Raw genomic sequence first — 22,234 nt, 5'->3', positions numbered from 1 at the left:
TATTTTATATTTATATGAGTTTTTTATTATGGCTATAGTCTTTATGATGGTCATTGTATGAATATCAATGAAATTAGTGCGTCTTCTAGATATGCTAGAGTGCTAGAATTGTGACTTTGATATAAGTCAAAGGTCATTCTTTACAAGAATAAAATTGCAATTTGGCATCTATTTTTAATGGGCAATAGTGCAAATGTCAGGAAAAAAAAGAAAAACACTAAATAATAAAGATTCCTTCCCTCGCTTTATTCACTTGAGAGTGCATTCTGCTTATTCACTTCTTGAAGGTGCTTTAAAAATAAAACAAATCATTCAGCATGCAATTTCTGATAATATGCCGGCAATAGCTATTACAGATACAAATAATTTATTTGGTGCTTTAGAATTTTCACAGTCCTGTTTTATTGATGGTATTCAACCCATTATTGGTTGTCAGCTTGCCATTGATTTTGGTGATGAAAATTGCAATTCGTCTTTGGCTAAGTTGCGTCATTCTTCTGATTTTTCTTCCATCGTATTGTTTGCTGCTAGTGAAATAGGTTATGCAAATTTGGTTCAACTTGTGAGTCGGGCTTATCTTGATAAGAGCGATGTTGATTGCCCCCATATTAAAGCTGATTGGCTCTTGACTCATCATAAAGGAATTATCGCTTTAACTGGTGGTCCGAGTGGTCCGATTAATTTAGCTTTAGCTGAAGATAGAAAAGAACGGGCTGTTAAGCGTTTAACTTATTTGAAAAAAATTTTTAGTGATCGTCTTTATGTTGAATTACAACGGTATAGTTCTTATGATCAGAAAGTGGAAGCTGCACTCGTTGAATTGGCTTACACATACGAGCTTCCTCTTGTTGCTACTAATGAGGCTTTTTTTCTCAATAAAGAAGGATATGAAGCTCATGATGCACTCATGGCAGTTGCAGAAGGGCAAGTTGTTTCTAATCCAGATCGTAAGCGTGTGACACCTGATCATTATTTAAAGTCGCAAGATGAAATGGTTTCATTGTTTTCTGATCTTCCAGAAGCTTTGGAAAATAGCGTTGAAATTGCTTTGCGATGTCATGCTTATGCACCAATTAGAAAACCAATTTTGCCCCGTTTTATAGAAAGCTCTGCAGATTTGTCTTCTGTTTTAGAAGCAGAAGCAAAAGAATTATTAGATCAAGCTGAATCAGGTTTAAAAATGCGTCTTGAGACAATTGGCTTAGCAGAAGGCTATACAATTGCAGATTATGAGCAGCGGCTTAATTATGAAATTTCAATTATTACACGGATGCAATTTTCTGGCTATTTTCTTATTGTTTCGGATTTTATCAAATGGGCAAAAGCTCATGATATTCCTGTTGGGCCGGGGCGTGGTTCTGGTGCTGGATCGCTTGTTGCTTACGCATTGACTATTACCGATGTTGATCCATTGCGTTTTTCTCTCTTATTTGAACGTTTCCTTAATCCAGATCGTATTTCTATGCCAGATTTTGATATCGATTTTTGTCAAGAACGGCGTGAAGAGGTTATTCGTTATGTCCAGGAAAAATATGGCTGTAATCAAGTAGCACAAATTATTACATTTGGTAAATTGCAAGCACGTGCAGTGTTGCGTGATGTTGGTCGTGTTTTAGAAGTACCTTATCGTCAGGTAGACTATCTGACAAAATTGGTTCCTGCTACTCCTGGCAGTAATGTTGAGTTAGCAAAGGCTATTATCGATGAGCCGAAATTTGAAGAAGAAAAGAAAAAAGATCCTGTTATTGGGCGGATGTTGGATATAGCGCTTCAGCTAGAAGGACTTTATCGTCATGCTTCCACTCATGCTGCAGGAATTGTTATTGGTGATCGTCCATTATCAGAGCTTGTGCCAATGTATCGTGATCCGCGCTCTGATATGCCTGTAACTCAATTTAATATGAAGTATGTTGAACAATCTGGGTTGGTAAAATTTGATTTTTTAGGTTTAAAAACACTCACTGTTTTGAAGATGGCTGTGGATTTTGTTGCACGAAAAGGTATAAAGATAAATCTATCATGTATTCCCCTTAATGATGAAGTAACTTATGCTATGATGTCACGCGGTGAGACAGTTGGCGTGTTTCAAGTTGAAAGTGCTGGTATGCGTAAAGCACTTATTGGGATGAAACCAGATTGTATTGAGGATATTATTGCACTTGTAGCGCTTTATCGTCCTGGTCCAATGGAAAATATCGCAACATATAATATACGTAAGCATAAAGAAGAAGAAATCACTTCTATTCACCCTAAAATAGATCATTTGGTTAAAGAAACGCAAGGTGTTATTGTTTATCAAGAACAGGTAATGCAGATTGCTCAGGTGCTTGCTGGTTATTCACTTGGAGAAGCAGATTTATTGCGTAGAGCTATGGGTAAAAAAATCCATAAGGAAATGCAAGAACAGCGTACGCGTTTTGTAAGTGGAGCTGTTGATGGTGGCATTGATAAAGACCAAGCTAATGTAATCTTTGATCTTTTAGCAAAATTTGCAGATTACGGGTTTAATAAATCTCACGCTACTGCTTATGCGATTGTTTCTTATCAGACAGCTTATATGAAAGCGCACCATCCCGTAGAGTTTTTGGCTGCATCTATGACATATGATATGACAAATACGGATAAGCTAAATGATTTTCGACGTGAGGCATTAAGGCTGGGAATTGAAGTTATTGCGCCTTGTGTGCAAACATCACACCGCATTTTTGAAGTTGGTAAGAATTGTATTTATTATTCTCTTTCTGCTGTTAAAGGGGTGGGAGATATGGTCGTTGATCATATTGTAGCTCGTCGTGGGGATAAACCTTTTAGGGATTTAGAAGATTTTTGTGAACGTATTGATCCTCGTATTGTGAATAAACGTGCTATGGAAAGTTTGATTTATGCTGGTGCTTTTGATTGTTTTAATATTGCACGTGAAGTTCTATTGGCAAGCCTTGCAACTCTTAATGCGCGTGCTCTTCGTATTCTTGATAATAATTCTAGTGGTCAAATCGATATATTTGGGATGATAGGCGGATTAAAAGAGCCTTTAATTTTATCTCAAGTATCGCCTTGGTCTTCAGCTGAGAAGTTGTATCATGAATTTCAGACAATAGGTTTTTATTTTTCTGCTCATCCTTTGAGTGAGTATCAAGATGTTCTTATTAAAAAACGTGTTCAGACTTGGAACGATTTTGCTACCTCAGTTAAAGGAGGAGCAACCGCTGCCCGACTTGCTGGAACAGTTGTAGCAAAACAAATTCGTAAAACAAGATCTGGCAAGAAAATGGGTATTATTCAGTTTTCTGATACGAGTGGGCAGTATGAAGCAGTTATATTTTCTGAAGGACTTTCTGTGTATGGAGATATGCTGGAGCCTGGAAAGTCATTTATTATTACAGTCACTGCAGAGGATCGTTCTGAAGGAATTAATTTGCGTATTGAGACAATTCAATCTTTAGATGAAGATGCACTTCAGTATCATAAAATGATGCGTCTCTTTATAAAAACGACAGATATGCTTTCTCAAATTGAGCAAAATTTAGATTCTAAAGGCAATGGAGAAATAGCGATTATTCTAATTCAAGAGGATGGATTTCGAGAAGTTGAGATAGCTCTACCAAAAAGATATAAAGTGGATACACGTGTCGTAAATGCTATGAAAGCGCTTCCTGGTGTTATCGATGTTGAATTAAGCTAAATCAGAGAGTATAATAATTATTTATTTGGTATTTCGAAAATTACATTTTTGGTTAGTTTAAAATATTAAAATAGACTAGTATTTTAAAATTTATATTTGCAAAATAAACACTCTATTTTTTCTACAAATTTTGTCATTTTTTTCAAAAGCTTTTTAGCTCCACTATGAAAAATAAATTAGAACTTTTTTAGCTTAAAGTGATCTAGCTGTAACTTTTATAAACTTTTTACTATATCTTTTTTAATATTATTCTTTGTCTGATTCATCGCATCATAAGTATATAGCCAATCAAGACGGGACATAATATTTTCTGGTGTATGAATTTTCATATAGAAATTACGAGCAATTGCTGTAGGTCCAGTTGCATGATAGACAAATCTATTAAAATCTCCGCGTTTTTTTACAGCTTTAACGCGCGGTTTGCGTATTTTTTCATAAAGTGTAGTGGCTTCAGCAAGTGAGAGATCATTCAGAGAGAGTACTTCTGCTAATGTGGCGGCATCCTCTATTGCCATAGAAGCGCCTTGTGCTGCAAAGGGTAAAAATGCGTGCGCACAATCCCCCACAAAAACTTGCTGTTGTAAACCTAAAAAACGATTATGTTTCATTCGAAATAGTGGCCAATAGCTCCACTCATCAATGTGATTAAAAATTTGAAGAATTTTTGGATTCCAATCATTAAAAAGAGATTTAAGTTTCTCTTTATTTCCTGTTTGTTTCCATTTTTTTCCTGGATTTTCTCCATGAGTGATGGCTACAAAATTGAATGTTTTTATTGACTGAATGGGATAGGCAACAAGGTGATTTTTAGGTCCCATCCAAGCAGTAATTGTTTTTATATTTTGTAATAAAGAACAAAATTTTGGAGAGAGACTTTCAAATGATTTTGTTGCTCGCCACGCGATAAAGTTACTGAAACTAGCTTTTTCATGAAAGGGGGGAAATTGTCGTAATGTTGACCAAACACCATCACATCCAATAAGAAGTGGCGTTGAATAAAATTGATATCGTTGTATTCCAGTTTTTTCTTCTATTGTGATTGTTTTTATTTTAATAGTATCGGTTGTAGATTGAGTAGATGATACGATCTTTTCTCCCATTTTGTATTTGATAAGAGGATTCTTAATAACAGCATTGTATAAAACGTTCTGTAAATCAGCTCGGTGAATTGTAATATAAGGAGATTTCCAGCGTTTTTCAGATAATTCAATAAGATCTGCACGTAAATGCGTTTTCAAAGATATACCATCTTTTAATTCAAGGAAATTCGGTTTAATACCTAATTTAATAAGTGTGTTAAGAACTCCCCAACGAGCAAGAATCCGTGTTGCATTTGGAGTAAGTTGAATACCAGAGCCAATACTATCAAGCTGCGCACGCTTTTCAATAATAGTACTTGCGATTCCTTTATGAGCAAGCGCTAAAGCAGAGCTTAGCCCTGCAATACCTGCTCCAATGATAATTGGAGATTGATCTTTCAGTTGTTTCATATCAAAGAAACAGAGAATATTTTATAGAGAATCTTTGAGATGATATATGCATCCTGTAGGATTTGTCTGATTATATGCTAATGTATGATTATAGCGATAAAGCGTTGAACAATAGGGGCAAATTTTTTCATCAGCTGCTCCCATTTCAATAAAAATATGAGGATGATCAAATGGTTGTGTGGCGCCTATACACATAAACTCTTTTACACCAATTTCGATTATTTTGTATCCATTATCATTTTGGAAATACGGAATATTGTGATCAGCCATAATGCATAAACTCCAGATAAATTATCCTAATAAGGTATGATTTAAATCATGTATTTTATTATTAATTTGTAATACGATATACTATAATGCAAGATCCTTTTTCAGATAATTTATAAATGAAGATAGATTCAATTATTTTAAAGTATTTATATAGTTGTATGGAGAGAGTTAGCCATTATATTATAATTTATGGTTGAGCTAAAACTTTTTGAAATTTTTATAGTTTACAAAATTTGATAAAAAATAGATAAAATTAAAATCTTATTTCCATAAGAGCGGGATTTTTATTTTGTAAAGTTTTTTATAAAATATAAAGCAGCTTAATTGAATATATGACACAAATGCTGGCAGATCAAATTACTATGCAGGATATAACGATGGATAATCCAGCGCGATTTGTTAATCGTGAATTTTCATGGTTACAATTTAATAATCGTGTTTTAATGGAATCTGCAAATTCGAAGAATCCTTTATTGGAACGGGTACAATTTCTTTCGATTTCAGCAACTAATCTTGATGAGTTCTTTATGGTTCGCGTTGCTGGCCTTGTTGCTCAAATTCGTGCTGGGATTATAGAACGTAGTGCAGATGGGCGTACACCGCAGGAACAACTTGATTTTATATTAACTGAGATTGCATATTTGCAAGCTAATCAGCAACAAGAATTACGTACCTTATGTTATGAGTTAAAACAGAACAATATTGAAATTATTTGTTCTGACAAGCTTTCAGAAGTTGAAAAATTATGGCTTGAAAGGTATTTTTTAAAAGAAATTTTTCCTGTTTTAACACCTTCTCTTATTGATTCTAAACATCCTTTTCCCTTTGTTCCTAATTTAGGTCTTTCTATTGCGTTTCAATTATTACGGCGCGTTGATCAGCATCCTATAATGGTGTTGTTACCTGTGCCTAATACTTTGAGGCGTTTTATTCTTCTTCCTCAAGAGGGAAATAGTTTTCGTTTTATTTCATTTGAAGATCTTGTTTGCCTTTTTATTGATCGTTTATTTCCTGGCTATGACAATAATGGGGCAGGAACATTTAGAATTATCCGCGATAGCGATATTGAAGTAGAAGAAGAAGCAGAAGATCTTGTTCATTTTTTTGAAACTGCGCTTAAAAAACGTCGTCGTGGAGAAGTTATTCGAATTGAGTTTAATATTAAAATGCCTGAAAATTTACGGCAATTGATAACGCGTGCCCTTAGAGTGCCTAGTAATTGTGTTAGTGTTATCAATGGTTTATTAGCACTGAATATGATTTCAGAAATTGTTTCTATTCCGCGCAATGATTTAAAATTTATTCCTCATAGTTCTCGTGTTCCCGAATGTATTCGTGAGCATGGTGGTGATTGTTTTGCAGCTATTCGTGAAAGAGATATTATTATTCATCATCCTTACGAAACATTTGATGTTGTTATACAATTTTTACGTCAAGCTGCTGATGACCCTAATGTGATTGAAATCAAGCAAACTCTTTATCGCACATCAAATGATAGCCCGATTGTTAGGGCTCTTATTAATGCTGCTGAACGAGGTAAGTCGGTTACAGCTTTGGTAGAATTAAAAGCGCGTTTTGATGAAGAGGCTAATATTCGCTGGGCACGTGATCTTGAATGTGCAGGAGTTCAAGTGGTTTTTGGTTTTATTGAATTAAAAACACATGCTAAGATGTCTTTAGTGGTAAGACATGAAGAGAACTGTCGTCGTTTTTATGTTCATCTTGGAACTGGGAATTATCATCCAATCACCGCTAAAATGTATACCGATCTTTCCTTTTTTACAACTGATGATGATATTGGTCATGATGTTGGACTGCTTTTTAATTATCTTACCGAATATGCGCAGCCAAATGAATCAATGAAAATAGCTTTTTCACCATTAACATTGCGTAGTCGTATTCTTGAACATATCAAAGAGGAAATGACTAATGCACAACAAGGGCGAGTAGCAGCTATTTGGATGAAGGTAAATTCATTGGTTGATCCTGAAATCATTGATGCTTTATACCGCGCTAGTCAAATGGGAGTACAGATTGATCTGATTGTACGTGGTATATGTTGTTTACGTCCTGGTATTTTAGGGATTTCAGATAATATTCGTGTGAAATCGATTGTAGGCCGATTTCTTGAGCATAGTCGCATTTTCTGTTTTGCTAATGGTGAGAATTTGCCAAATAAAAATGCTATTGTTTATTTGGGATCAGCTGATATGATGCCTCGTAATCTTGATCATCGTGTTGAAATATTGGTTCCAGTTTTAAATAAAATAGTTCATCAACAAATTCTTTCACAAATTATGTTGGCCAATATTATTGATAACCAACAAAGCTTTGATATATTGGCCGATGGAACATCAAGACGTAGAACACCGCAAAAAGATGAAAAGCTATTTAACGCGCAGGAATATTTTATGACCAATGTGCTTTTTTTTGAGTATGAAAATTTTTTTCAGACTTCTACTTCACATTTGATTGAATTGCTTCAACAGCAGATGAAAACACGTAAAGACTGAAATATCTAATGACACATATAAATATTCAAAGTCGGCTGAAAGGGTATAAACCCATTGCAGTTATCGATATTGGTTCGAATTCTGTTCGACTTGTTATTTATGAAGGGCTTGTACGTTCACCAGCAGTTTTATTTAATGAAAAAGTTTTTTGTGCTCTTGGTCAAGGTGTTGCAAAGACTGGAATTTTGGAAGAAAAATCAATCGAGATGGTGCTGCGAACACTGAAACGATTTTATGCTGTTTGTCAACAGGTTGGTGCAGATGCGATCTATACTTTAGCAACAGCAGCAGTACGAGAAGCAAAAAATGGATTGGCGTTTATTCAAAGCGCTGAAAGTATTTTACAAAATAAAATATATGTCCTTTCGGGAAGTGAAGAAGCCATTTATTCAGCTTACGGAGTTATTTCTACCTTTTATCGGCCAAATGGTATTTCTGGTGATCTTGGTGGTGGAAGCCTTGAACTTATTGATATTCATGATTCTAATGTAGGTGAAGGGATCACATTGCCATTAGGCAGTTTACGACTACAATATATGTCAAATAATGATTTTGTTTTGGCAAAAAAAATTGTTCATGAGCACCTTTGTAAATCTTCTATTGTTATGCATAAAGATACAGATCGTTGTTTTTATGCGGTAGGAGGAACTTGGCGTAATCTTGCAAAACTATATATGGTAATCAAAAATTATCGATTACCTGTTATGCATGGCTATGAAGTTGATGCACAGGAGATGGAGGAATTCTTGCTTCTTGTTATCAATGGTGGTATTGATAAAATAAAAGAAATTTCAGTTATTCCCAAAAACCGTCGTCAGCTTTTAGCATATGGAGCGATTGTTCTTATTGAGTTGATTCAATTCATAAGTTTAAAAAGAATAGTTTTTTCTGGAGCAGGAGTTCGCGAAGGTTTTCTTTATTCGAAATTACCGCGAGAAGATCGTATTTCTGATCCATTAATTACAGCATGCTTAGAAATGGCTATCTTAAGAGCACGCTCACCAAAGCAAGCAAGTGAACTTATTGATTTTACCACAGGTGCGTTTGAGGCTTTTGGAATTTTAGAAACTGAAAATGCATGTCGTTATCGTAAAGCTGCTTGTCTTCTTTCTGATATCGGTTGGCGTATACATCCAGATCATCGGGGTAATGAAGCAGCCAATCAGATAGCGTTAGGATCTTATCCAGGAATTTCACATAAGGGGCGTATTTATGCTGCATTAGCTGTTTTTTTCCGTAATACAGGTTTATCGCTTGATAAGGAAGCTCCTGAGATTCTCAAATTAGCAACTAGCGATATTGTTGAAAAAGCAAGAATCCTTGGTGGAATTATGCGTATTGCTAATCTTTTTAGTGCTTCTACTGCAGGGATTTTACCTAATTTATCATGGCAAAAGAAGCAAAATAATAATATCGCATTGCATGTTCCAGTACGCTATGCAAATTTAATAGGGGAACGGCCTTATAAACGCTTACAGCAATTATCAAAAATAACTCAATTTTCCTTAGCTTTTGAAGTTTTTTAATTCTTTTGCAAGATAGAACATCAAAATGTATATTATAACATTTTCATATTTATAAATTAAAGTTTTTTGATCGTTACTTCTCCATTGTTATAATAAAATGCTATTTGACCTTTTAGCATTTGTTCTGCTTTTTGACCAAAAATTTCATAACGCCAACCATTCATAGCAGAAATATTATGCATTATATTGCCATTAGAAAGTTTTTCTAAATCACTAGAGGTTGCAATAATTTTAGGTGTAATATTATTCTCATTTGCAACAAGCTTTAATAATACTTTAAGAAGATCGATTGTAACAGCTTTTTTCTCATCAATAGTACTATGCTTGGGAAGGGTAGGTAAAGTAGCAAGATCGACTTTTAAGCCTTGATGTATGGCTTCAATTAATGTACGCATAGCTGATAGATCATTCCAGCTTTTGTTAATGCTACGTAAGCGCTTTAGAGCAGCTTCATCTTTTGGTTGTTGGATTGCGATTTCAATAAGACATTCATCTTTCATTATATGGCGACGAGGGATATTATATTTGTGTGCTTCACGCTCACGCCAAGCTGCTATTTTTTGCAACACAGCAAGTTCACGTCTTTTTGTGATTTTTCCCTTTACTTTTTTCCACGCTTCATTTTCTGGTATATCATAGGTTGTCGGTGTTAAGAGGATTGCCATTTCATCATTCATCCAATGGGTACGTTTTTTTTCCTCTAATTGTTTTTTTAATACAAGATAGACGTCTCTTAGATAAGTAACATCAGCGAGTGCATAGAGCAGTTGCTTTTCAGAAAGGGGGCGACAGCTCCAATCTGTAAAACGAGATGATTTATCAAGATGATGTCCAGTGCAACGTTGTACAATTTGATCATAGGAAATAGAATCACCAAATCCACAGATTGATCCTGCTACTTGTGTATCAAAGAGGGGAGAAGGAATAACTCCTCCAAGATGATAAATAATTTCGATATCTTGGCGCGCAGCGTGAAAAACTTTGACAATTTTTTTATCGATCATTAGATCAAAAAATGATTGTAAATTAATATCTTGCGCCATTGGATCAATAAGTGTTGTAATATCTGGCGATGCAACTTGAATCAGGCATAACTGAGGCCAGAAGGTTGTTTCACGTATAAATTCAGTGTCTACTGTTACAAAATTAGACTTGCGCAAAGCGGCAATAGCAATTTCAAGATCTATAGTATTTGTAATAAGTTTCATTATTTTATTATAGCTAAGTAGATTAAATTTGTCTTTTATTGTATTTTTTTTTAGTCTTTGTAATCATACCTTGACAAGTGATTGTTAAAAAGCGTTTGTAATGTATGTGAGATAAATTACAACCAAAGGAAAAAATATGCACCGTTACCGCAGTCATAATTGCGCTGCTCTTCGTAAATGTGATATGGGGAGGCAGGTTCGTCTTTCTGGATGGGTTCATCGTGTTCGTGATCATGGTGGAATTCTTTTTATTGATTTACGAGATCATTTTGGGATCACACAAATTGTTGTTGATCCTAATTCACCAGCTTTTACAATTATAGAAAAGGTGCGTTCTGAATGGGTTATTCGTGTAGATGGAGAAGTACGTGCCCGTGCTGATGAAGTTATCAATACAGCTCTTCCAACGGGTGAAATTGAAATTTTTGCAAAAGAGGTTGAAATTCTTTCAAAAGCTGATGAACTTCCTTTACCAGTTTTTGGCGAACCTGATTATCCGGAAGATATTCGATTGAAGTATCGTTTTCTTGATTTACGTCGAGAAACCATGCACAAAAATATAATGCGTCGTACTGAAATTATTGCTTCCATAAGGCGGCATATGCAAAATTGTGCTTTTACAGAATTTACTACACCAATTTTAACAGCGTCATCTCCAGAGGGAGCACGTGATTTTTTGGTTCCTAGCCGCATTCATCAGGGACAGTTTTATGCATTACCTCAGGCGCCTCAGCAGTATAAGCAATTGTTAATGATGTCTGGTTTTGATCGTTATTTTCAAATAGCTCCATGTTTTAGAGATGAAGATCCACGAGCAGATCGCTTGCCAGGTGAGTTTTATCAATTAGATATCGAAATGAGTTTTGTTGAGCAGGAAGATATTTTCGTGACGATAGAGCCCATTATACGTTCTATTTTTGAAGAATTTGCAGATGGAAAATCTGTGACGCAAAATTTCCCTCGTATTTCATATGATGAAGCAATGCAGAAGTATGGTTCAGATAAACCTGATTTGCGTAATCCAATTATTATGGAAGATGTTTCTAAGCATTTTCAGAATTCTGGTTTTAAAGTTTTTTCTCAGATTTTAGCAAGCGATCAGAATGCATGTGTTTGGGCTATTCCTGCAAAGAACGGTGGTAGTCGTGCTTTTTGTGATCGCATGAATGTGTGGGCTCAGGGTGAGGGGCAACCAGGTCTTGGTTATATTTTTTGGCGTGAGGAAAATGGAAATTTTGAAGGAGCTGGTCCTATCGCTAAAAACATTGGTGAACAAAGAACTGAAGCTATTCGTATGCAACTTGGACTTGAAAGTGGTGATGCTTGTTTTTTTGTCGCAGGAGATCCAAAGAAATTTGCATCTTTTTCTGGTGCAGCACGTACGCGGATAGGAGAGGAATTAGGACTAATTGATCGAGATTGTTTTTCTTTTGCTTGGATTGTTGATTTCCCATTTTTTGAATGGAATGAAGAAGAAAAAAAGCTTGATTTTGCGCATAATCCTTTTTCAATGCCTCAAGGGGGAGAAAATGCTCTTGATCTTCAAGATCCTCTTTCTCTTAAAGCTTTTCAGTATGATCTTGTTTGTAATGGTTATGAAATTGCATCAGGTGGAATCCGTAATCATTCACCGGAAATGATGCTGAAAGTTTTTAAGCTTGTGGGTTTTTCTAAAGAAGTGGTAGAAGAACGCTTTGGTGGTCTTTATCGTGCATTTCATTATGGAGCTCCACCACATGGTGGTATGGCAGCTGGTATTGATCGCATTGTTATGCTTTTGCAAGGTGTAAAAAATTTGCGTGAGGTTTCTTTATTCCCGATGAATCAGCAAGCACTTGATCTTTTGATGAGCGCTCCTTCCAATGTTTCTGCTATGCAGTTATCTGATTTAGGAATTCGGGTTGCTCCAGTGGTAAAAAATCGTTGATGAAAATTGATTATGCTGTTTATGTATAAAACTTTGGATCAAGATTTCCTATATTAGCTAAAATTAGATAAATTACAAATTGTAATTGATACAGTTTTTATTAGCTTACAATTTAATCTAGTTGTAAAACAATAAAACACATGTAATCTGATATAATCAGAAGAATTATCGGTTATATTATGATTTTATTATGATATTAGGTTGTGAGAAAGTAACTTTGTAAAATCATACTGTTTATTTTATGTCATATAGTTTCGAATAAAAGAGTTTCTTATTCTTATTAAGAAGGTCATATTTGAGCTCTTTTTATAGCAGGCTTGTTCCTTATTTTTAAAATTGCTACCTTATATTATGTCTGATGAAATGATTCGATCTTTTGATAAGGAGCATATTGAGTCAATAGAATTGCAATCTGCTTTGCAAGAGCGCTATTTGGCATATGCACTTTCTACTATTACGCATCGTGCATTGCCTGATGTACGTGATGGATTAAAGCCTGTTCATAGGCGTATTGTTCATGCGATGCGCTTATTAAAGCTTAATCCTGGACAGGCTTATGCTAAATGTGCGCGGATTGTGGGTGATGTAATGGGAAAATTTCATCCTCATGGTGATGCATCTATTTATGACGCGTTAGTACGTTTAGCTCAAAGTTTTGCTGTTCGCTATCCATTAATTGATGGTCAGGGTAATTTCGGTAATATTGATGGAGATAATGCTGCAGCGATGCGTTATACGGAAGCACGCATGACTGAAGTGGCAATATTGCTTCTTGAGGGAATTAATGAAAATGCTATCGATTTTCGTTTAACCTATAATGAAGAAGATGAAGAACCTGTTGTTTTACCAGGAGCTTTTCCTAATCTTTTGGCTAATGGTTCATCAGGTATTGCTGTTGGTATGGCAACGTCTATCCCACCACATAACGTTGCGGAACTTTGTGATGCCGCGTTGTATTTGATTGCTAATCCTCAAGCAGATCATGAAGATTTAAATCAATTTGTACTTGGACCTGATTTTCCGACAGGTGGTATTTTGGTTGAGCCCAAAAAAAGTATTGAGGATTCTTATCGTACAGGACGTGGATTATTTCGATTACGTTCACGTTGGCATCAAGAGGAGGGAAATCGGGGTTCTTATGTGATTGTTGTTACAGAAATTCCATATCAAATACAAAAATCACGCCTTATTGAGAAAACAGCAGAATTATTACTTGCGCGGCGATTACCGATGCTTGAAGATATTCATGATGAATCGGCAGAAGATATTCGGATTGTGCTTGTTCCTAAAAATCGCACAATTGATCCTGAATTATTGATGGAGTCACTTTTTAAGTTAACTGATTTTGAAGTAAGATTTCCTCTTAATCTCAATGTACTGACTTTAGGGAAAGTACCTAATGTTCTTTCTTTACGTGAAAGTTTGCAACAGTGGCTTCAGCATCGTAAAGAAGTGCTTATTCGTCGTTCAGATTATCGACTGAATGAAATTGATTGTCGATTAGAAATTTTGCAGGGATATCTTATTGCATATTTGAATCTCGATGAGGTGCTTCAAATCATTCGTGAAAGTGATGAGCCTAAAAAAGAATTGATATTGCGCTTTAAATTAACGGAAAATCAAGCTGAATCTATTTTAAATATGCGGTTGCGTTCTTTACGTAAACTTGAAGAATTTCAGATTCGTAAAGAATTTGAATCTCTTAAAATTGAAAAAGAAAAATTACAAAATTTATTGGCTTCTAATATCAAGCAATGGAAAATCATCGCAGAGGAGATCACAAGAGTTCGTAAAATTTTTGGTCCTGAAACTTTTTTGGGGAAAAGGCGGACAACATTTGAAGATGCACCAAGGCATGATGTGAATGATATTCATCAAGCAATGATTGAAAAAGAACCAGTGACTATTGTTATTTCTGAGAAAGGTTGGATGCGTGCTTTAAAAGGCCATTTGAATGATTACAAAACACTTTCTTTTAAAGAAGGTGATTGTTTGAAACTAGCATTTTCAGCATTTACTACAGATAAGATTATAGTGATAAGTACTGGAGGAAAATTTTTTACTATTAGTGCAAATATTTTACCTGGAGGGAGAGGGCATGGTGAACCAATTCGTATTTTAGTAGATATGGATAATGAGCATAATATTCTCACAGCTTTTGTATATAATACGCAAAGAAAAAGACTTTTAATTTCATCCTATGGCAATGGTTTTATTGTTTCTGAAACCGATATTATTGCCAATACACGAAAAGGAAAGCAAGTGATGAATGTTAAATCTCCTGATAGTTTAAAACTTTGCATTCCGGTAGAAGGCGATCACATTGCAATAGTTGGAGAAAACCGAAAAATGCTTATTTTTTCTATCGAACAAATACCAGAAATTAGTCGTGGGAAGGGTGTTCGTTTACAACGTTACAAAAATGGCGTTGTTGTTGATGCTAAAACTTTTACTTTATCAGAAGGTTTAAGTTGGCAAGATACAGCTGAGCGCAGTTTTAATCGCCAGGCTGATGAACTCATTGAATGGATGGGAACGCGTGCAGGAGCAGGACGTTTGGTTCCAAAGGGATTTCCAAAATCAGGTAAATTTTCCGGTTAGGATAACGTAAGTATATTTGATTGCTTGTTTATATAAGTTTCATAAAAACATTGAGAATTTTTTTGTAGGAAAGTTGCATTTTATTGCTAGATTGATTCAGAATTATATTTTGTAAAAAAACGTCCATGCTCAGCCCATAAAACAAGAAGAATAGCTATGAGACTAAGAAAGAAAAATCCGGCTGAATTAGGAATTGTTGTTTCATCGAAGCATTGTGCTATGAAAAAACCAAGACCTGCACCGATGGACGTTTGAAGAAAACCGGATACAGAAGATGCAGTTCCAGCTATTTTTCCTAAAGGTTCTAGGGCGAGTGTATTAAAATTAGCCATAATGCCGCCACATGCAAACATCAGTATGCAATATAATAGCATAAAAAACGGAAAAGATACAACGCCGCCTGTTAAAACTGATCCAACAAACCAAATGCATGAAATACTAGAAAACAGTAAAAGCATTGTATGAGAAATACGTCGCATTCCAAAGCTTCCTACAAGACGAGAATTGAGAAAAGATGATATAGCTTGAAATGCAGCACCAAGAGCAAAAGCGACAGGAAACCAAATGCCTAAATTATAGATTCCTTCATAAGTTTGTTGCGATGTGTTAATAGCAGCAAAAATACAACCTAAAATAATAGAAGTTGCAAGTGTATAACAAAGTGTTGAACGATTGGTAATGATAAGCCATAAGTTATTTTTTACAGAAGAAAAAGAAAGAGATCGTGGTATATAAATGGTTTCAGGTAGACGTACTTGAATCCAAATCATTAATCCAAAACCAACAATTGCCATGAATATAAAAATTAATTGCCATTGTCCAAATAACAAAATAATTTGTCCTATTGCTGGCCCCATCATTGCTGCAAGAAGAAAAATCATCATGACTATGGACATAACTTCTGCCATTTTTCGACCATTGTAGAGATCTCGTACAATGGACATTGTGAGCACACGCATAGCTGCTCCTCCAATACCTTGCAAGACACGCAGAATAAGAAATATAGGAAAACTTGATGCAAATATACATGCGATTGCTGCACATGAATAGCAAGCAAGACCAATAAGAATAAGCTTATGCCGTCCATAACGGTCACTTATTGGGCCAAAAAATATTTGCGTAGCACCATAGCTGATTAGATAACAAGAGATGATATAATGCTGATCATTTTCATTAGTAGCATGCAAGCTGTTTAAAATATCAGGCATAGCTGGTAGCATAATATCAATTGCTATCGAATTGATTGCCATAAGTGCTGCAATGAGGATAACAAATTCTTTATATCCAATTTTTTTTTTAATTGCATCTATGTGCTTTTGTTCGTCGGCAGAATATGACATATGTATCCTTAAAATAAGAATTTCGACTGAACAATACCTAATAAGAATTTGAATAATTAGAGGTATTTATGATTTGGTAAAGGTTATACTTTTTTCTTTCAGCAGTTCCTGCAACTCATTGTTTTGAAACATTTCCTTGACAATATCACAGCCACCAATAAATTCACCTTTAATATAGAGTTGTGGAATTGTTGGCCAATTTGAATAATCTTTTATTCCTTGACGTAATTCGTTAGAAGTTAAAATATTAATCCCTTTATAATTTACTCCTAAATAGTCAAGGATTTGAACAACTTGTCCAGAAAATCCACATTGAGGAGAATTAGGCGTCCCTTTCATGAATAAAACAACTTCGTTTGTTTTAATTTCATTATCAATAAAATCATGAACAGCAGTCATTATTATTCCTCAATATTGCCGATTTTGAAAAACACATATTTATACTAATACCATTTTTTTAACCGTATTAACAGAATGAATGCAAGAGAAAATTTTGAGATTATTTAGGAACACTTGTTTGCAGAGCTAAAGCATGGAGAACGTTTCCCATATTCCCTTTAAGAGCATCATAGACCATTTTGTGCTGTTGAACGCGGCTTTTTCCTCGAAAATTTTCTGAAATAATTTCAGCTGCGTAATGTTCACCATCTCCAGCAAGATCACGAATTATTATTTTTGCATCGGGAATGCTTTCACGAATAAGGATTTCAATTTCATTTGCACTCATTGCCATGGAAATTCTCCTTGATTTATTTACTTTTATCCATAAATTTTGGAAACCAATTTTCATAAGCCTGTGTAAGTTCAGTTATTGAAAGTGTTAATACATCTTTTATATCAAGCGTGTTACCTTCAACTATACCAAGCTCTATTAAGGGAATTGTGTTTGTTTGCGCAAGCATTTTAAGATTATCTAATGCATTAGGTTTAATGGCTAAAAGGTAACGCCCTTGGTCTTCACCAAAAAGTTCAGCGTGATGTGGTGATTGATTACTTAATTCTACTTTGATTCCTTTATTTGCTTTAATTACCATTTCTGCAAGAGCGATAGCTAATCCTCCATCAGAAATATCATGAGCAGCATGAACAAAACCGCGATGAATAACATTGCGAACAAATTCGCCATGTTTTTTTTCAAGGTGTAAATCTACATAAGGTGGAGCACCTGCTTCAATATTTAAGATGTTATGCATATAGATTGATTGTCCTAGGTGTGATCCGCAGGAGCCAACTAAAACAATAATATCTCCATTGTGCATACCATTGATCGTAGCCATTTTTGACCAATCATCAAGGAGGCCAACACCCGCTATTGTAGGTGTAGGAAGAATTGCTGCTCCATTAGTTTCATTGTAAAGAGAGACATTTCCTGAAACGATTGGAAAGTCGAGTATTTTGCAAGCTTCGCTTATACCTTTGATAGCTAAAACAAGTTGCCCCATAATTTCAGGTTTTTCGGGATTACCAAAATTAAGATTGTCTGTGGCAGCGAGTGGTGTTGCGCCTGTGGTGCTTATATTACGCCAGCATTCTGCAACGGCTTGTTTTCCTCCTTCATAAGGATCAGATTCACAATAACGAGGTGTTACATCGGTAGAAAAAGCAAGAGCACGTTTATCATTATTCCTTACACGGACAACACCTGCATCACCACCTGGTCTAACAAGAGTGTTGCCTTGGATCAAGGTATCATATTGTTCGTAAATCCAGCGCCGTGAGCTTTGATTAGCAGAATTCAAAAGCGTAAGAAGTACATTACCAAGATTATCAACTTTTTCAACTTCTTCTACTTTTAAGGCAGGTTTTTTAAGGGGTTCTATCCAAGGACGATCATAGATAGGTGCTTCATTACCAAGTTCTTTGATTGGGAGATTTGCTACTTCTTTTCCTTTATGTAGCACACGGAAACGTAAATCATCAGTAGTTTTTCCGATAACAGAGAAATGAAGTCCCCATTTTTGAAAAATTTCTTCTGCTTGTTCTTCTAGCTCTGGCTTAAGCACCATAAGCATACGCTCTTGGCTTTCAGAAAGCATCATTTCATAGGCTGTCATATTATCTTCACGAACTGGTACTTGATCAAGATTAAGTTCTATACCTAGATCTCCTTTTGCACCCATTTCCACCGCAGAGGAGGTTAGTCCTGCGGCTCCCATATCTTGAATAGCAATAACAGCTCCTAATGCCATTAATTCTAAACAGGCTTCAAGAAGACATTTTTCAGTAAAGGGATCACCTACTTGAACAGTTGGACGTTTTTCATCAATCGTATTATCAAATTCAGTGGAAGCCATTGTTGCTCCACCAACACCATCACGCCCTGTTTTAGCACCAAGATAAACAACAGGAAGGCCTACACCTTGTGCTTTGGAATAAAAAATGGAATCTACCTTCGCAATACCAGCTGCAAAGGCGTTAACAAGAATATTACCATTGTAGCGTTTATCAAAATTAACTTCTCCACCAACAGTTGGCACGCCAAAAGCATTACCATACCCACCAATTCCAGAAACAACACCAGAAACAAGATGACGTGTTCGAGGATGGCCAGGAGAGCCAAATCGTAATGCATTCATAGTCGCAATAGGTCGGGCTCCCATCGTAAAAACATCGCGTAAAATGCCACCGATGCCTGTTGCAGCACCTTGATAGGGCTCAATGTAAGAAGGATGGTTATGACTTTCCATTTTAAAAACAATGCATTCACCATTACCAATGTCAATGACTCCTGCATTTTCTCCAGGGCCTTGGATGACACATTGCCCTTTTGTTGGTAAGGTTTTAAGCCATTTTTTTGATGACTTATAAGAACAATGCTCATTCCACATAGCAGAAAAAATTCCAAGCTCTGTAAATGTTGGTTCTCTACCAATTAACTCCAAAATACGTTGATATTCATCAGTTTTTAAGCCATGGTTTGCAATTAATTCTGGTGTAATGGCAATATCATTGCAAAAGGTCATATTAGTTTTCATTCCGTTAAATTAATTAAAATTAACATTTATTATTGCCAGTAATCCAATAATCCAGATTATTAGCTTTATTCATTTATAAATCAACAATACTGCGTATATAGAGTAATATATTTCATTATGATGGCTGAAGAAACATAACTGATAAAATTTATTTTATATATTTTCGTATTATTGGCTGTTTTGTATAGACAGTTAATGCAAAAATATCTAGAAATTCCAAGAAATATTTTTATGGTCATGAGACTAATTCTAAAACACTTTGAAAAAGTAAACGGCCATCAGTACCGCCATGTGCTGATTCAATAAGGTTTTCAGGATGAGGCATCATACCAAGCACATTACCAGCTTTATTAATAATACCAGCTATATCATTTATTGAACCATTAGGGTTTTCGCCTTTTGCATAGCGGAAAACAATCTGCTTGTTATCTTCCATTTGTTTCAATATATCATTATCAGCAAAGTAATTGCCATCATGATGAGCAACAGGGCAGCGGATAATTTGTCCTTTTTTATAAAGCCGGGAAAATTTCGTTTCAGCATTGGTTACTTCAAGTTTTACTTCACGGCAAACAAATTTCAAGGAAGTGTTACGCATTAGAGCACCTGGCAATAATCCTGCTTCTAACAAAATTTGAAAACCATTACATATTCCTATAATTGTTATACCCTGTTGTGCTTTATCGCAAACAGCCCGCAAAACTGGTGTTCGTGCACCAATAGCACCACATCTTAAGTAATCACCATAGGAAAAACCACCAGGAATAACAATCATATCCACATTTGGAATTGTTGTTTCTGTTTGCCAAATTTTTAATGGCTCAACACCTGTTATATGATACAAAGCTGCAATCATGTCTTGATCGCGATTTAATCCGGGTAATTGAATGATAGCAGTTCTCATGATTAATTTACTTAAAGAAGTTCTATTGTATAATTTTCAATAACAGTATTCGCAAGCAATTGTTCACACATTTGTTCAAGTGTTTGTTTTGCAGATTCAATAGCCATATCATTAAGGATAATATCAAAAACTTTCCCTTGGCGAATAGATTGAATATTTGTAAAGGCTAAGCTATTTAAAGCATTAACTATTGCTTCCCCTTGTGGATCAAGGACACTATTTTTTAAAGTAACTGTGACACGTGCCTTCATTTTTTTTCCTATTATTTAAATAACTCTTTTTTGAAGAATAGTATTTTTATTAAGTAAGTTAGGAATTGAGTTATTTTGCTTTTTATTTAACTAAGACTGGACCACTAGGCCGTGGAGGTTCGTTTTCATTCATAATACCAAGACGTCTTGCAACATCTTGATAGGCATCAATAAGTCCACCCATATCACGCCGAAAACGATCTTTATCCAATTTTTCTTTTGTTTGAATATCCCATAAACGAGAAGAATCAGGTGAAATTTCATCTGCGAGAACAATACGCATTGTTTCACCTATCCATAAACGGCCAAATTCCACTTTAAAATCAACCAACTGGATACCAACGCCTGCAAACAGCCCAGAGAGAACATCATTAATACGAAATGAAAGTTGCATAATATCTTCTACTTCTTGTGGAGCAGCCCATCCAAAAGCAACGATATGTTCTTCTGTTACCATTGGATCATCAAGAGAATCATTTTTATAATAAAATTCAATGATAGATTGTGGAAGAGCTGTTCCTTCTTCTAGTCCTAAACGCTTAGAAAGGGAACCTGCGGCGATATTACGTACAACAACTTCTAATGGAATAATTTCAACCGCTTTAATAAGCTGTTCGCGCATATTGATACGTTTAATAAAATGTGTTGGAATTCCTAAACGACCAAGTTGAGTAAAAATATATTCTGAAATACGGTTATTTAAGACTCCTTTGCCATCGATGATTTCATGCTTTTTTGCATTAAATGCAGTTGCATCATCTTTAAAAAATTGAATATAAGTTCCCGGCTCAGGCCCTTCATATAGAATTTTGGCCTTTCCTTCGTAAATGCGGTGGCGACGATTCATCATATTTTTCTATTCGTTTAGAGGTGTCAAATATTACTACGAAGGAAAACATTATCCTAATTGTCAAGAATTCTCAATGATTGCTATAATATTTACTACAGTTTTTGTTATTTAAAGTATGTGAAAGAAAGGCTATAATAGATTCAGAGTTTTGCAAAGAAATGAGAAAGAATTATCAATCCTTCTGGCCAAGGTCCATGTCCAGATTCTACATTAATATGACCAGACTGTCCAGCATCAATGAAAAGTGCACCCCAGTCATGAGCAAGTTTTTTTGCTACTGAAAATTGGCAAAATTCATCGTTATGGCTAGCTATAACCACTGAAGGAAAAGGTAAACTTTTACGATGATATGGACCAAATGTTATCAAATGTTTAGGATGTATCTTTTCATTCTCTATATCCGGTGGGGCAACAAAGAAAGCACCACGAATTTTTTCCGGATTATGTGCAATTGCGTGAATAGCTGTTGGAACTCCTAATGAATGAGCTATAATAGCGATAGGTTTATTAGCTTGTTCAATAGCAGATTCAACAGCATTAACCCACTCTTCGCGAACAGGTTTTGACCATTGGATTTGTTGTACGCGGCGAGCTGTAGATAATTTTTGTTCCCAACGTGTTTGCCAATGATCAGGGCCAGATCCTTTATAGCCGGGGATAATAAGAATATCGAGTTGATTTGCTTTCATAAACTTTT

16 protein-coding genes are annotated in these 22,234 nt (G+C 35.3%); 5 read left to right on the top strand and 11 right to left on the bottom strand.

Going from position 1 to position 22,234, the window contains the following annotated elements; all coding sequences use genetic code 11:
• The first annotated feature begins 193 nt into the window (after nucleotides 1-193).
• On the top strand, nucleotides 194-3,682 hold the full coding sequence (gene dnaE, locus ACJTDF_RS03485) for a DNA polymerase III subunit alpha (protein ID WP_407966163.1): 3,489 nt from the start codon (nucleotides 194-196) through the stop codon (nucleotides 3,680-3,682).
• A 215-nt stretch (nucleotides 3,683-3,897) separates the two neighbouring features.
• Here the strand turns inward: dnaE and ACJTDF_RS03480 are convergent, their stop codons facing one another.
• Both ACJTDF_RS03480 and ACJTDF_RS03475 read right to left on the bottom strand, forming a co-directional pair.
• Nucleotides 3,898-5,172 (bottom strand): FAD-binding protein, encoded by a 1,275-nt coding sequence (locus ACJTDF_RS03480; RefSeq protein ID WP_407966162.1) that lies wholly within the window; start codon nucleotides 5,170-5,172, stop codon nucleotides 3,898-3,900.
• Between the two features lie 21 nt (nucleotides 5,173-5,193).
• On the bottom strand, nucleotides 5,194-5,442 hold the full coding sequence (locus ACJTDF_RS03475) for a zinc-finger domain-containing protein (protein WP_407966161.1): 249 nt from the start codon (nucleotides 5,440-5,442) through the stop codon (nucleotides 5,194-5,196).
• Between the two features lie 332 nt (nucleotides 5,443-5,774).
• Between ACJTDF_RS03475 and ACJTDF_RS03470 the strand changes: the two genes are divergently transcribed.
• Nucleotides 5,775-7,955 (top strand): RNA degradosome polyphosphate kinase, encoded by a 2,181-nt coding sequence (locus tag ACJTDF_RS03470; RefSeq protein ID WP_407966160.1) that lies wholly within the window; start codon nucleotides 5,775-5,777, stop codon nucleotides 7,953-7,955.
• Between the two features lie 8 nt (nucleotides 7,956-7,963).
• Nucleotides 7,964-9,481, top strand: a complete 1,518-nt coding sequence (locus ACJTDF_RS03465) for a Ppx/GppA family phosphatase (RefSeq protein ID WP_407966159.1) — start codon at nucleotides 7,964-7,966, stop codon at nucleotides 9,479-9,481.
• 56 nt (nucleotides 9,482-9,537) lie between these two features.
• Here the strand turns inward: ACJTDF_RS03465 and rnd are convergent, their stop codons facing one another.
• Complete coding sequence (gene rnd / locus ACJTDF_RS03460) at nucleotides 9,538-10,692, bottom strand: ribonuclease D (RefSeq protein WP_407966214.1); 1,155 nt, start codon at nucleotides 10,690-10,692, stop codon at nucleotides 9,538-9,540.
• Nucleotides 10,693-10,825: 133 nt separating this feature from the next.
• Between rnd and aspS the strand changes: the two genes are divergently transcribed.
• Both aspS and parC read left to right on the top strand, forming a co-directional pair.
• Nucleotides 10,826-12,616 (top strand): aspartate--tRNA ligase, encoded by a 1,791-nt coding sequence (aspS, locus tag ACJTDF_RS03455; RefSeq protein ID WP_407966158.1) that lies wholly within the window; start codon nucleotides 10,826-10,828, stop codon nucleotides 12,614-12,616.
• A 351-nt stretch (nucleotides 12,617-12,967) separates the two neighbouring features.
• Entirely contained in the window at nucleotides 12,968-15,217 is a 2,250-nt protein-coding gene (gene parC / locus ACJTDF_RS03450) for a DNA topoisomerase IV subunit A (RefSeq protein ID WP_407966157.1), read from the top strand.
• An 86-nt stretch (nucleotides 15,218-15,303) separates the two neighbouring features.
• On the opposite strand, the gene ACJTDF_RS03445 is transcribed toward parC, so the two are convergent.
• The 8 genes from ACJTDF_RS03445 to ACJTDF_RS03410 all read right to left on the bottom strand — a co-directional run bounded on the left by ACJTDF_RS03445 (nucleotide 15,304) and on the right by ACJTDF_RS03410 (nucleotide 22,226).
• Nucleotides 15,304-16,557: a multidrug effflux MFS transporter gene (locus tag ACJTDF_RS03445; protein WP_407966156.1), complete on the bottom strand. Its 1,254-nt coding sequence runs from the start codon at nucleotides 16,555-16,557 to the stop codon at nucleotides 15,304-15,306.
• Between the two features lie 66 nt (nucleotides 16,558-16,623).
• Nucleotides 16,624-16,956, bottom strand: coding sequence for a Grx4 family monothiol glutaredoxin (gene grxD / locus ACJTDF_RS03440; protein WP_407966155.1), 333 nt, complete (start codon nucleotides 16,954-16,956; stop codon nucleotides 16,624-16,626).
• Between the two features lie 100 nt (nucleotides 16,957-17,056).
• Nucleotides 17,057-17,290, bottom strand: coding sequence for a BolA/IbaG family iron-sulfur metabolism protein (locus ACJTDF_RS03435; protein WP_407966154.1), 234 nt, complete (start codon nucleotides 17,288-17,290; stop codon nucleotides 17,057-17,059).
• Between the two features lie 16 nt (nucleotides 17,291-17,306).
• Nucleotides 17,307-19,520: a phosphoribosylformylglycinamidine synthase subunit PurL gene (gene purL, locus ACJTDF_RS03430; protein WP_407966153.1), complete on the bottom strand. Its 2,214-nt coding sequence runs from the start codon at nucleotides 19,518-19,520 to the stop codon at nucleotides 17,307-17,309.
• Nucleotides 19,521-19,767: 247 nt separating this feature from the next.
• Nucleotides 19,768-20,436 carry a phosphoribosylformylglycinamidine synthase subunit PurQ gene (gene purQ, locus ACJTDF_RS03425; protein ID WP_407966152.1) on the bottom strand — a complete coding sequence of 223 codons (669 nt, stop codon included), beginning with the start codon at nucleotides 20,434-20,436 and terminating at the stop codon, nucleotides 19,768-19,770.
• Between the two features lie 11 nt (nucleotides 20,437-20,447).
• Nucleotides 20,448-20,687, bottom strand: a complete 240-nt coding sequence (purS, locus tag ACJTDF_RS03420) for a phosphoribosylformylglycinamidine synthase subunit PurS (RefSeq protein ID WP_407966151.1) — start codon at nucleotides 20,685-20,687, stop codon at nucleotides 20,448-20,450.
• An 82-nt stretch (nucleotides 20,688-20,769) separates the two neighbouring features.
• A complete protein-coding gene (gene purC, locus ACJTDF_RS03415) occupies nucleotides 20,770-21,534 on the bottom strand; it encodes a phosphoribosylaminoimidazolesuccinocarboxamide synthase (protein ID WP_407966213.1) in 765 nt (254 codons plus the stop codon).
• Between the two features lie 143 nt (nucleotides 21,535-21,677).
• Complete coding sequence (locus ACJTDF_RS03410; RefSeq protein ID WP_407966150.1) at nucleotides 21,678-22,226, bottom strand: RBBP9/YdeN family alpha/beta hydrolase; 549 nt, start codon at nucleotides 22,224-22,226, stop codon at nucleotides 21,678-21,680.
• Between the last annotated feature and the right edge of the window lie 8 nt (nucleotides 22,227-22,234).

The sequence above is a fragment of the Bartonella bennetti genome (assembly GCF_045945445.1).
Taxonomy (GTDB): Bacteria; Pseudomonadota; Alphaproteobacteria; order Rhizobiales; family Rhizobiaceae; genus Bartonella.
The sequence above is the reverse complement of the archived record's forward strand: the minus strand, read 5'-3'. Positions and strand labels throughout refer to the sequence as shown.